This window comes from Limimaricola cinnabarinus LL-001, from assembly GCF_000466965.1.
GTDB lineage: Bacteria > Pseudomonadota > Alphaproteobacteria > Rhodobacterales > Rhodobacteraceae > Limimaricola > Limimaricola cinnabarinus.
Genome location: NZ_BATB01000078.1, coordinates 1 through 11,747 on the forward strand (window position 1 = coordinate 1; position 11,747 = coordinate 11,747).

General features: G+C 67.4%; 13 protein-coding genes and 3 pseudogenes. 12 read left to right on the forward strand and 4 right to left on the reverse strand.

Features of this window, described 5'->3' with window-relative positions; translation table 11 throughout:
• Window positions 1–279, forward strand: a 279-nt coding sequence (locus MBELCI_RS22035) for a hypothetical protein (protein WP_235047680.1), incomplete at its 5' end; no start/stop codon positions are given.
• A gap of 247 nt (window positions 280–526) precedes the next feature.
• Window positions 527–1,527, forward strand: a pseudogene (locus MBELCI_RS16645) (IS30 family transposase).
• Window positions 1,528–1,572: 45 nt separating this feature from the next.
• Here the strand turns inward: MBELCI_RS16645 and MBELCI_RS16650 are convergent.
• Window positions 1,573–1,830 carry a DnaJ domain-containing protein gene (locus MBELCI_RS16650; protein ID WP_045320391.1) on the reverse strand — a complete coding sequence of 86 codons (258 nt, stop codon included), beginning with the start codon at window positions 1,828–1,830 and terminating at the stop codon, window positions 1,573–1,575.
• Between the two features lie 360 nt (window positions 1,831–2,190).
• Here MBELCI_RS16650 and MBELCI_RS16655 point away from each other — a divergent pair, with 360 nt between their 5' ends.
• The 7 genes and pseudogenes from MBELCI_RS16655 to MBELCI_RS21110 all read left to right on the forward strand — a co-directional run bounded on the left by MBELCI_RS16655 (window position 2,191) and on the right by MBELCI_RS21110 (window position 7,076).
• Entirely contained in the window at window positions 2,191–3,021 is an 831-nt protein-coding gene (locus MBELCI_RS16655) for a universal stress protein (RefSeq protein WP_021695415.1), read from the forward strand.
• Between the two features lie 101 nt (window positions 3,022–3,122).
• The gene (locus MBELCI_RS16660) at window positions 3,123–3,443 is read left to right on the forward strand and encodes an SHOCT domain-containing protein (protein ID WP_021695416.1); all 321 of its coding nucleotides are present in this window, start codon (window positions 3,123–3,125) and stop codon (window positions 3,441–3,443) included.
• 170 nt (window positions 3,444–3,613) lie between these two features.
• Window positions 3,614–4,644, forward strand: a pseudogene (locus tag MBELCI_RS16665) (ABC transporter permease).
• Entirely contained in the window at window positions 4,641–5,090 is a 450-nt protein-coding gene (locus tag MBELCI_RS16670; protein ID WP_021695418.1) for an ATP-binding cassette domain-containing protein, read from the forward strand. The pseudogene MBELCI_RS16665 and the gene MBELCI_RS16670 overlap by 4 nt, the downstream one beginning before the upstream one ends.
• Window positions 5,091–5,095: 5 nt before the next feature.
• A complete protein-coding gene (locus MBELCI_RS19600) occupies window positions 5,096–6,043 on the forward strand; it encodes an MlaD family protein (RefSeq protein ID WP_052512766.1) in 948 nt (315 codons plus the stop codon).
• 38 nt (window positions 6,044–6,081) lie between these two features.
• The gene (locus MBELCI_RS22040; RefSeq protein WP_052512767.1) at window positions 6,082–6,726 is read left to right on the forward strand and encodes a hypothetical protein; all 645 of its coding nucleotides are present in this window, start codon (window positions 6,082–6,084) and stop codon (window positions 6,724–6,726) included.
• Window positions 6,723–7,076, forward strand: a complete 354-nt coding sequence (locus MBELCI_RS21110; RefSeq protein ID WP_369385485.1) for a hypothetical protein — start codon at window positions 6,723–6,725, stop codon at window positions 7,074–7,076. The genes MBELCI_RS22040 and MBELCI_RS21110 overlap by 4 nt, the downstream gene beginning before the upstream one ends.
• 24 nt (window positions 7,077–7,100) lie before the next feature.
• On the opposite strand, the gene MBELCI_RS16685 is transcribed toward MBELCI_RS21110, so the two are convergent.
• Entirely contained in the window at window positions 7,101–7,997 is an 897-nt protein-coding gene (locus MBELCI_RS16685) for a universal stress protein (protein WP_110546599.1), read from the reverse strand.
• Window positions 7,998–8,126: 129 nt separating this feature from the next.
• Between MBELCI_RS16685 and MBELCI_RS16690 the strand changes: the two genes are divergently transcribed.
• Window positions 8,127–8,588, forward strand: a complete 462-nt coding sequence (locus MBELCI_RS16690; RefSeq protein WP_021695422.1) for a c-type cytochrome — start codon at window positions 8,127–8,129, stop codon at window positions 8,586–8,588.
• Window positions 8,589–8,642: 54 nt separating this feature from the next.
• On the forward strand, window positions 8,643–9,374 hold the full coding sequence (locus MBELCI_RS16695) for a VIT1/CCC1 transporter family protein (protein ID WP_021695423.1): 732 nt from the start codon (window positions 8,643–8,645) through the stop codon (window positions 9,372–9,374).
• On the opposite strand, the gene MBELCI_RS22795 is transcribed toward MBELCI_RS16695, so the two are convergent.
• Together MBELCI_RS22795 and MBELCI_RS16700 are read right to left on the reverse strand one after the other, a co-directional pair.
• A complete protein-coding gene (locus MBELCI_RS22795; protein ID WP_369385482.1) occupies window positions 9,276–9,710 on the reverse strand; it encodes a PfkB family carbohydrate kinase in 435 nt (144 codons plus the stop codon). The genes MBELCI_RS16695 and MBELCI_RS22795 overlap by 99 nt on opposite strands.
• Window positions 9,686–10,471, reverse strand: coding sequence for a 1-phosphofructokinase family hexose kinase (locus MBELCI_RS16700; RefSeq protein ID WP_021695424.1), 786 nt, complete (start codon window positions 10,469–10,471; stop codon window positions 9,686–9,688). The genes MBELCI_RS22795 and MBELCI_RS16700 overlap by 25 nt, the downstream gene beginning before the upstream one ends.
• Before the next feature lie 285 nt (window positions 10,472–10,756).
• Between MBELCI_RS16700 and MBELCI_RS23005 the strand changes: the two are divergent.
• Window positions 10,757–11,747 (forward strand): annotated as a pseudogene (locus MBELCI_RS23005) (cation-translocating P-type ATPase); the annotation flags it as partial.

Here is an 11,747-nt window from a genome sequence, read left to right on the forward strand (position 1 = left end):
GTCGGACCAGTTCGTCGTGCGGTAGCGGATCGGGGGAGGCTTCGGCATGCCCTCGAGCTAACCGTCAGGACCCGCTCGGTGAATCCCCCTCACCGAGATGTGCAACAGCGCCTGCCACAAATAGAAAATTCACTTCGAAACTTTCCGAATGTCGAATTGGAATTCGAGGTTCGTCTTGCTGCCACCTCGCCGTGGAGCGCACTTGCCTTCTGTGCGGATGCGCTCAGCCAGGCCCGGCTTAATTTGATTTCGCTCAAATACGTGCCGATGGAGGACTAATGGCGCGACTGTCTCACGGCCCAGACTCGGACCTGCCTAGTTTACACCGCGCGCTGACGAATAGCACCGTAGTGAAGCTAATGGGATGGACCACGATTTTGAAACCGGCGATATACCACAACACTTCCAGACTAAAATAGATACATAATAAAGATTACGCGTACAGGTTGTGTGTAGCGGGCGAACGCTACTTCAAATTGCGAATCTTGTTTGAAAACAATACCCTATCAAGCAAAAGTTTTCCAATATGGGACGTGTTTATGCGCAGCTGACGCTCGAGGAGCGCCGCAGGATCGAACGCTGGCGCCATGCCAGGGTGTCCGTGAACGAGATGGCGCGGGTATTGCAGCGTCATCGCTCGACCATTTTCCGCGAGCTCAGGCGCAATCACTTCCAGGACCCCTGCATGCCCGTCGTGGGCTACTTCGCCATGGCCGCGCAGCTGAGAACCAGTGATCGCCGGGCTCGACAGCGCAAGCTGATCCGGCACCCGCAGCTGCGCGATCAGGTCGTTGACCGGATCAAGGAGGGCTGGACGCCGGAACAGATCGCCGGCCGGATGCGCATCGAGCGCACACCGCTGCGGGTCTGCCAGGAAACCATCTATCGCTACATTTACGCCAAGGAAGGCCTGGGTGAAGAGCTGTGGTGGTATCTGCCGACCCATCGCAAGGCCCGCCACCCGAGACGCGCCCGCAAGCGTCGTGCGCCGAAATTCCACCGTGATGTCAGCATCCTGTTCCGGCCCGAAGCGGTGGCGCAGCGCTCCCAGTTCGGTCATTGGGAGGCCGACCTGATGCTGTTCCGGCAGCGGTTCGGGTCCGCCAACGTGACCTCGCTCGTGGAGCGCGTCAGCCGCTTCACCGTGCTTCTGAAGAACGCCGACAAGCGGGCCCGTCCGGTCATGGACAAGGTCATTGCGGCAATCCGTGCCCTCCCTCAGCCGGCGCGCCGATCGATCACCTTCGACCGCGGCACCGAGTTCGTCTCATGGCCGCATTTCCTGGCGGAGATCGGTACCAATAGCTGGTTCTGCGACCCCTCGGCGCCTTGGCAGAAGGGCACGGTCGAGAACACCAACCGTCGCGCCCGCCGCTGGCTGCCCAGAGACCGCGACATCGGCCAACTCTCGGACCACGACATCCGTGAGATCTGTGGCCGGCTGAACGCCACGCCCCGCGCAAATGCCTCGGATGGAAGACCCCCGCCGAGGTGTTCCGGGCCGAGATGCTGGAGAAGAGACCGTGAGCGCCCTACCCTGAGATCACTGCGGAGTCGCGGTTGAGGTATCGCTCACACGCGATAGAACTTGCGGTCGTGCCGTTCCACGCCGCTGTCGTCGATCTCGCCCCGGTCGAACCGGGCGCGGCTGTCGGGGTCCTTGAGCAGGTCATAGGCATGCGACGCCGCCTTTAACCTTGCCTCCGCGGCCGGGTCGTCGGGGTTGAGGTCGGGGTGAGTGGTGCGGGCGATCTTCCTGTAGGCCTTCTTGATCTCTGCCGCCGTGGCGGATCTGGCCAGCCCGAGGGCCGCATAGGGGTCACCGCTCATCGGACTCTCGCACATCGCCACGACATCGACCGCTCGCCGGACCCAAGGCCCAAGAGGTGCAAACCGGAACGCCTGAGCCCTGCTGAACGGCAGGTCTGTATTCCTTCACCGGCCAGGATCGGGGCGATCGCGCCTTGTCCTGACCGGAGTTACCACTCACCACGTCGTCACTCGTATTACCCATGCATAGCATCGGCTGAACCCGACGACTTGATATGGATCATGGTGGGCATGTCTCTTGAGCCATCGCGCCCATACCGTTCCGCTCCCTCCCCGCGCGATTGATCTGGCGCAAGGCGTGATGGTGCGACTTCGGGGATGCTTGGGCCGCATCGGGACGGGCCCGAGGAAAGGACCCCCATGAATACCATCATAGCGGCGACCGACTTTTCGACGGCGGGCAACCGGGCCGTTCTGCGCGCGGCGTATATCGCGGCGCACACGGACGCGCGGCTGCATATCTTTCACGCGGCGAGCATGCGACTGCCCCTCGATCAGGTGAGCCATTTCGCCGTTCTGATAGAAGGCTATATCGATACGCTGCGCGCGCAGATCCAGTGCCGCCATGGCCCAGCCCTCGAAGTGACCGGCACCGATGCGGCCGAGTGGCAGGAGATCTACGAAGTCATCGACCGCCACAGGGCCGACCTGCTCGTGGTGGGGCCGCATGTCCATCCCAACGGGCTCGACGCGTTTCACGGCACCTTCGTGGAGCGGCTGGCCGCGGATTGCCCCGTGCCGCTGTTGATCTCGACCTCCGATCCCGCGATGCCCTACCGCCTGTCACTTGCCTGTGTCGATCTGGGTCCGGAGAGCGAAAGCGCCATCCCAGTCCTCAGGAACGTGGCGCCGGAGGTGGAGATCACCTTGATGCGGATCGATCTTCAGACTGCGGAAAGCACGACTCGATGCGGAGAACCCGGGGGAGAGGTCATAAGCGCCACGCTAGAGGATACCGCTCAAGCGGTCGCGCGGTTCCGCGATCAGGTCGGCCTGGATGCGCAGACGCGGATCATCGCGGCGCAGGGCGATCCGCGCGCCCGGATCCGCGAACAGGTCGCAAGCCGGGCGGTCGATCTCGTCGCGCTGACGGGCGCGGACCCGATGGGCGGGGTGCAGGCGAACTTTGTGAAGGCCCCGCCTTGCGACCTTCTGGTGTTCCCCACCGCCCGCGCCCGGCATCCAGCCTGACCGGCATCGCCCACGCCGGGATTGACCTCGATCAATGTGGCGGCCTTGGGTCACGCTTAGAATACGAGCATATCACCGAACCCCGTCCGAAGGAGGCTCCCATGCGACGCGAAGCCCTATATGCGATTCCAGCCCTGTTCATCGCCCGATCGGCGGCGGCCGACCCCGAAACCCTCGGGGCCTATGGGCACCACATGGGAGGCTGGGGCGGCGGCTTTCTTGGTTTCGGCATGATGGTCCTGTTCTGGGGCGCCCTCATCGCGATTGCGGGTCTCGCCTTCCAATGGTTCGGTAAGGACGGCTTCAAAGGCAATGGCGGCAAGCCGTCGGCGCTCGACGTGCTGCGGGATCGTTTCGCGCGCGGCGAAATCGATCTCGAAGACTTCGACGCCCGTAGGAAAGCGCTGTCGGATCAAGGCTGAGACGGTGGAAGGCCCGATCCCCTGCCCGGACGAGAGCCTCGGGAGACGCGCGCGCCGCTCTGGCCGGTCGCCCTGACTGGAGAATGCAGTTGAGTGTCGACGTGATATCGAACGAGACCTTCACGACGATCTCGGTGCAGGGCAACTGCGGCATCCATGACGTCGAGGACATGTGCCGCTTGCTGTCGAGGCTGACACCGAGGCCGAAGGTGACCTTCGATCTGTCGGCCCTGAAGCGTCTCGACACCGCCGCGGCTTGGGTTCTCGTGACCCATGGCGACAGGCTCTCCGCCGCCGGAGCGGAGGTTTCGATCACCGGGGCACCGGGTCACGCCGCCTCCCTGATCGAGACGGTGCGCCGATCCCTGCCCGGCCCATCCGCGGCGGACACGCACCACCCCGGCTTCAGGGACATGATTTCCCGACCAGGCAGATCGGTCTCGAACATGTTCGCCTATCTCGCGGCCCTCCTCGGGCATCTGGGGCTGTTCGTGTCCCGACTGGCGCGCGCCGCCTGCCACCCGCGCGAGTTCCGGCTGACCTCCACCGTGCGTCACTGCGAGGAGGTTGGCCCGCGCGCGGTGCCGATCGTGGCGCTCATGGCCTTTCTGATCGGCGTGGTGCTCGCCTTTCAGGGCTCGGCGCAATTGAAACCCTTCGGGGCCGAGGTCTTCGTGGTCGATCTCATCGCGATCTCGATCCTGCGCGAACCGAGCATCCTGCTCACCGCGATCATCATCGCCGGGCGCACGGCCTCGGCCCTCACCGCCGCGATCGGCTCGATGAAGATGCGCGAGGAGATCGACGCGATGCGCACGCTCGGGCTCGACCCGGCCATGGTGCTGCTCGTGCCGCGCATCTTGGCCCTGCTGATCACCCTGCCGATCCTCGGGTTGGTCGCCGATGTCGCGGGTCTCGCGGGTGGCGCGCTCATGGCCTGGGCCGAGCTTGGCATTTCGCCCGCGATGTTCCGCACCCGGCTCATCGAGGGCACGGATGTCACCCATGTCGCCGTGGGGCTCGTCAAGGCCCCGGCCTTCGCGCTGATCATCGGGATCGTCGGCCGCCACGCGGGCATGCAGGTCGCAACAGCGCAGAATCGCTGGGCCGGATGACCTCGAACGCCTTGGTCACCGCGATCTTCGCGGTGACCGTCGCCGATGCGCTTTTTTCGATCTTCTTCGCGCAGGTGGGCATATGACCGATCCCGTCATCCGCATCCGCGGTCTGGAGAACCGCTTTGGCAGCCACGTCGTCCACGAGGGGCTCGATCTCGACGTGCGGCGCGGCGAGGTCTTGGGCGTCGCTGGTGGCTCCGGCACCGGCAAATCGGTGCTCCTGCGCAGCATCGTCGGGCTGCAAACCCCGACCGCCGGGCTCGACCCGATCGGCGCTTTGGCCTTCGATCGGCTGATGCGCGAGTTGGTGGCCGCGCTGGGGCTGACCGTGTTTCTCGTCACCCATGACCTCGACACGTTGCACGCGCTGTGCGACCGGATCGCGGTGCTGGCCGAGCGGCGCGTGCTGGCCTGTGGCACCATGGACGACATGCTCGAGGTCGATCACCCTTGGGTGCGCGACTATTTTCACGGCCCGCGCGGACGCGCCGCCCGCGGATTGCCGCCACTCGATCCCGACAGGAGCTGAGCGCTATGGAGACCAAGGCCAATTACATCCTCATCGGCGCTTTCACCCTCGTCGGGATCGCGGGCATCCTCGCGCTGCTCTTCTGGTTCGCCCGGGTCGAGCTTGACCGGCAGTTCGCCATCTACGAGATCGAATTCACCACCGTGTTGGGCCTCGGTCGGGCCTCCGAGGTGCGCTTCGGCGGGCTTCTCGTGGGCCAGGTCACCGATCTGCGGCTGTCGCCCGGCGGCACCGGCGCGATCCTCGTCGAGATCCAGGTGGATGCCGCCACGCCGGTGCGGGTCGACAGCCTTGCCACCATCGCGGCGCAGGGCGTGACCGGCGTCTCCTTCGTCGCCCTCGACGCCGGATCGCCCGACGCGCCGCCTCTGGCGGAGGTCTCCGAAGCCACGCCGCCGCGCATCCCGGCCGGGCAATCCATGATGCAATCGCTGTCGCAGGACGCGCCGGCGCTGCTGGCCGAGGCGCTGACGGTTGCGCGTCAGCTGAACACGCTCCTTGACACCGAGAACCGCGACCGCGTCGATCGCATCCTGCGCAACTCCGAAGACGCCTCGGCGGCGCGGTCGCAGACGCTGCGCGACCTGTCGGAGACGACGGGAGCGGCAACGGGGCTCGTGGGCGAGGCTCGCCGGTTCAACGACGGCTGGGAGACCCTCGTCGCCCGATTGGGCGGTCTGGCCGACGGCGCGGATGCGACGCTGTCGCGGCTGGACGACCTGGCGGAGGAGGCGGGCGTTCTGCTCGGCGATGGGTCGGACACGCTGCGCGCGACGACGGATATCGTGGCCGAAGCGGATCGCTACCTCGATGAGGAAGCGAGCCTGGCCAGCGAGGGGCTGCGGCTGCTACTGGTCGATCTGCGGCGCGAGATCGGCGATCTGAGCGAGGAAGCGCGCCCTGCCCTCGCGCCCCCATCCGCGAGGCGGGCGCCGCCGCGACGGACCGGCTGACGCAGGCAGAGGCCACGCTCGCGGCGGTAGACACGGCGGTGGCCCATTTCGATGCCGCGTTCGTCGCGATCAAAGGTGCGGCCTCGGGTGTCGGAAATTTCATGGCGGGCGACGCGCGCGATCTCGCCGCCGCGACGCAAGAGGCCGTTGCCGAAGCGATCCGGCTCCTTGCCGAAACCGGCGGGGCGCTTCGGCAGGACCTGCCGCAGGTCATCGCGGATGTGCGCAGCGCCAGCCGCTCCGCCGCCGCCGCCTTCGACGGGCCGTCGGGCATCGTGGCGCGCACCGGTCCCGCACTCGACGGATTCACGGCCAACGCGCTTCCCGGCTATGCTCGGCTGGCACAGGAGGCGCGCGCTCATACGCACCCTCGACCGCATGGTCGGACGCATCGACCGGGATCCGGGCCGGTTCCTGCCCGACGATCGCGCACCGGCCTTCCGGAGATGAGGAGCAAGCCCATGTGGATCGCTCCGGCCCGGGCGGGGCTGAAAGGCGCGGCGCTGCTGGCCCTGACGGGCTGCACGACCCTCGGCGCCTTCGAGCGGGCCGCGACACCGTTCGACGTCTACGAGCTGCGCTTGCCCTCCGCCCCGCGCGCGTCGGCGCCGCGCCCCTGCAGGCGCAGTACCTTTCCGACGCACGCTGGGCCGGCCCGCTGCATGAGACGGTCCAGACGCTGATGGTCCGAACGCTCTCGGCCACTGGCGCGCTGCGCTATGTCGGGCGCAGGCCGCTGGGTGTGGGCGGGGATTTCGCGGCGCTGACCGAGCTGACCGATTTTCAAGCCAGAGCCGAAGCGGCGGGGCCCGGTGCCGTCATCAACCTGCGCATGATCGTGCGGCTGGTGCGCGAACGCGACGCCACGGTGGTTTCTACCTGCACGATCACCGCAAAGGCACAGGCCGCCACGACCGAAAGCGGCGACATCGTCGATCAGGCAACACATGCAGCCCGAGCAGATGCGCGCCGTGTCGGCGTGCCAGCGTGGCTCCGGTGCGGGCGAGGGGCTCGGCGCTCTGGATGTCGGTGAAGCACAGGGCAATGGTGCGGCAGGTCATCGGACCGCTCCTTTCAAGGGCTTTTCGACTTTGATCGAGGGCGGCACGGCGAGGATGTCGCAGGGGGGGTCGGCCATCAGGCCTCGCGCGACACTGCCGAGCAGCGCTTCCGACAGGCGGGGCCGGGAATGCGTGCCCAAGGCCAGAAGATCGGTCGGCGTGCGGTCGATCTCGTGGCGGATCGCACCAGAGGCTTCTTCCTCGACGAACAACCGGTCGCTCTCGTCGATGCGGTTCTCGAGCCCACCGAGAAACGTCGCCATCCCCGCTTCCGCATCGCGCCGCGCGTGGCGACGTTCCTTGTCCAGAACATCGCGCCGGGCGGTCCCACGCAGCACCTGTCGGAACGGCACGGTGAAGGCATGAAGAACGCGGGTACGCGCCTCGGGAACGAGATGGCGCGCCGTATCCAGCGCCTCGCGCGCGGCGAGCGAGAAGTCGGTGGCCACGAGGACCGAACGGTAGGGCGCGTCGCTCTCGCCCCGTACCACCAGAAGCGGGACGCCGCAGGCCTTCGCGACCCGCTCCCCGGTGGTGCCGCGAAACAGATCGATCAGCCCGGGATGGCGGTGCGCGCCCATGACCAGAAGGTCGGCCCCCTCCTCCTCGATCCGATCGAGGATCACCATCCAGTCCGTGCCGACCCCGATCCGCGCCACGACATCGAGGCCGCGCCGTTCGCGCAGGTCAACGGCCTTGCCTTCGAGCCGTGCCATGAGCGCCTTTTCGAACATCGCATCCAGATCGTCCGGCAACCCGCCCTGCATCACGTGCAAAAGCACCAGCTCGGCCCCCAATCCCTGCGCCAGCGCCGCGGCCCGGCGCAGCGCGGCGTCGCCCTCTTCGGTCATGTCGGTGGCAACCAGTATCCGCTCCATGTCCGGGCCTTTCATTCCTTGCTGCGACGGATGCCGCCCGCTTGTGCCCCTGACGGTAGGTCGCGGCGCTTCGGGCCGCCTTGATCCAGGTCAAGATGCGCATCTTGGTTCTGGGGCAGGCTCGACACAAAGGAGGCTCCCACCATGCGATACGCCGCGTTGCTCGTTCCTGCCCTTGCCGGATCGGCCCAGACTCAGGCCCAAGCCCAGACACGGACACCGTCCCAGGTTCAGGTTGAAACCGATCCGGTCTCGATAGAGGCCGGGCAGGATGTCTACATGGTCTTCTGCCAGACCTGCCACGGGGCGGAGGCGCGTGGCGGTGGTCCTTTGGCCGCAATCATGACGCGCGAGCCACCCGATCTGACGAGGCTTGCCGCGCGCAACGGCGGACGCTTTCCAGCCGAGCTGGCGACCCGGCAGATCGACGGTCGCGATCCCCTGGCCGGCCATGGCGGCGAGATGCCGGTCTTCGGCCCGGTGTTCGGCCCGGTGTTCGGCACGGGCTTCGCCGCCCTCGCCGCCCCCTCGGGCCAGCCGATCCTGACGAGCCGCACCATCGTCGATTTGATCCACTGGCTCGAAAGCATACAGACCGATGGCTAGGCGTCAGGTTGACAGCCCACCCCGGATCGGCAGCTGTTTGCGAGGAGCCTCCGCATGAGCTGGATGGCTGCACCCGAAGATCACGGACACAGCCCGGACGAGGTTGCCAAGCGACTCGCCGGCGCAGGTCGATCGACCCATCTGCGGGATTTCGTCTACGGCGCGATCGACGGGGCCGTGACCACCTTCGCTATCGTCGCGGGCGTGCAGGGAGCGGGATTGCCGCATGGCATCATCCTTGCCCTCGGCACCGCAAACGTGCTGGCCGACGGGTTTTCCATGGCGGCCAGCAACTATTCAGGCACCAAGGCCGAGCGGGACGACATGACCCGTCTTCGGGCCATGGAGGAGCGCCAGATCGACCTCAACCCCGAAGGCGAGCGCGAGGAAATCCGCCAGATCCTCCATGCCAAGGAGCTCGACGGCGCGGTGCTCGACGAGGCCGTGGGTGCCATCTCCGGCAACAAGACGGCATGGGTCGAGCTTATGCTGAGCGATGAATACGGCTTGAACCTGCGCCCGCCCGCCCCGATCCGGTCGGCCCTCGCCACCTTCGTGGCGTTTCTCGCGGCAGGTCTGATCCCGCTGTTGCCCTACGCTCTGGGGCTGGAGCCGGCGTTCCGCCTGTCCATCGCAGCGACCGGTGCCGTCTTTTTCATGATCGGCGCGCTCAAGAGCCGCTGGTCGCTAAGCGCATGGTGGCGATCCGGTCTCGAAACATTTGCCATCGGCGCGGTCGCGGCTGCGATCGCCTATATGGTCGGATCCTTGTTCCGCGGGGCCTGACGTATCGCGCCTGCCCCGAGCCACTTGCAATCGTTCCTGATCGCGCCGACCGCCTCTCTGCCGCGCCCGACCGATGATCCGACGGGGCGGACCTGCAACCGAGGCCGACCAAGGGCCTTCAGTCCCCTCTGCTCCGCAACGCTTCAATCCAGATCCATGACCCTTACCTCCGCCACCAGCTTTCGCGCCAAGGCGCCGTCGCAGAGCTGCGTCGCGGGGGGTGGTCACGGCGGCGGCGGCGGCGGCGGTGCCCGCCCGAACGGCCTGCTTGAACGACGCGCCGCCCGACAGGGCCAGGACGATGGCGCCCATCAGGCTGTCTCCCGCCCCGACCACGCTGACCGCCTCGGCCTCTGGAGCTGTGCAGAAAAAGGCCCCTTGGCCAAGACCCCGGCCGTGCCCTGCTTGCCCAGTGCCATCACGAGACGCTCGGCCACCCCGGCGCGCAGCAAGGTTCGACCGAATGCGACGAGGTCAGGCGGCGTCGCGAACCGTTTCCCCGAGAGCTCTTCGGCCTCGCCCCCATCCATCCGGATGAGGTGAAACGGCACCCCATCGTGATCGCGCACCATGCGGACGAGCGCCGGACCGGAGGTGTCGAGCAACAGGTCCGCCCGCAGGGCCCGCAGCTCCTCGCGCAGCCGGTCGATCGTGGCCGGATCGAAGCCAGGGGGCAGGCTGCCCGACAGCACCACCAGATGACCCGCCTCGATACGGCGCTCCAGCTGGTCGAACAGGTGCTCCGTCGTCTCCGGCCGCCAGTCGGGACCGGGCAGGATGAATCTGTATTGCCGTTTCGTGTCACGCTCGATGACGGCAATCGATTGTCGGGTCAGCCCCTCGACCGGCAGCGCCGCGACACGGATGCCTTCCTGAACCAGAAGCCCGGCAATTGTCTCGCCGGTGGACCCGCCGAGCGCCATCAAAGCGGTCGACGTGCCGCCAAGACGGGCGATCGCGCGCGACACGTTGATCCCGCCACCACCCGGATCGAGCCGCGGCGTCGTGCAGCGCAGCTTGCGGTCAGGAACGAGAATCCCGGTCTCGGTCGAGAGATCGAGCGCCGGGTTCAGGGTGATTGTGAGAATGGGGCGCATGGCGGATCCTCGGTGACGACAACTCTCGCATCCGGGAGGTGACGCCGGTGCCCTTCCATGGACCGGCGCGACGATCGGAGGCGCGGAACGGCATGCTCAGGAAAGCCCCCCGAGGCGGCGGATGCCTTGATCTGCCTCAAACGGGCCGAATCCCTTGGCAAAACACGGCACGCAGGCGACCCATGGCCATGCGGCAGGCGACGCCACCGCCCGGCGCATGCTAGCTTGCGGCGAGGCGGGGCAGACGCAGCGAGCATCATGACCTTGGACGACAGAACCCCGGCCATGGGCTGGCATGCGCAGAAGGGCGAGCATGCCCTTGCGGCGTTTGGCGTTACCCCCAATGGGCTGAGCACCGAGGAGGCTGCGGCGCGGCGGGCGCAATACGGGCCAAACCGCCTGCCGGAGCCGCCGCCGCGGGGTGTGCTGGTCCGCCTCAGAGGTCAGTTCGCCAACCTTCTGATCCAGGTGCTGATCGCGGCGGGTCTTGGCACGGCGGCTCTGGGGCATTGGGCGGATTCAAGCGTGATCTTCGCGGTTGTCCTGCTCAACGCCGCCATCGGCCTGTGGCAGGAGGGCCGCGCCGAGACCGCTCTCGCGGTAGTGCGCTCGATGCTGCCGAACGAGGCCTCGGTGCGCCGAGACGGAGCGCGTTCCCGCATCCCGGCGGACGACCTCGTGCCCGGTGACATCGTGTTGATCGAGCCGGCGACCGGGTGCCGGCGGATCTGCGGCTGATCGAGGCGCGCGGCCTCAGGGCGCAGGAGGCGGCGCTGACCGGAGAGTCGGTCGCCGTCGACAAGGACATCCCGAAGGTCGCGCGGGACGCCCCGCTCGGCGACCGCCGCCCGATCGCCTTTTCCGGCACGCTCATCGCCGCCGGGCGCGGCGTCGGCGTCGCGGTCGCCACCGGGCCCGCCACCGAAATCGGGCGCATCGGGACGATGCTGGGCGCGGTGGAGCCCGGCACCACGCCGCTGTTGCGCCAGATCGACCGCTTCGCGCGGCAGTTGACCTTCGTCATCCTCGCCGTCTGCCTCGTCGTCTTCGCCTATGCCGTCACGCTGGGCGGCTACGGGCCGGGTGACGCCTTTCTCGCCATGGTCGGCCTGGCCGTCTCCGCCATCCCCGAAGGGCTGCCCGCCGTGCTCACCATCACGCTGGCGCTCGGGGTGCAGCGCATGGCCGCGCGCCATGCCATCGTGCGCCGCCTTCCGGCGGTCGAGACGCTGGGGGCGGTGACGGTGATCTGCACCGACAAGACCGGCACGCTCAC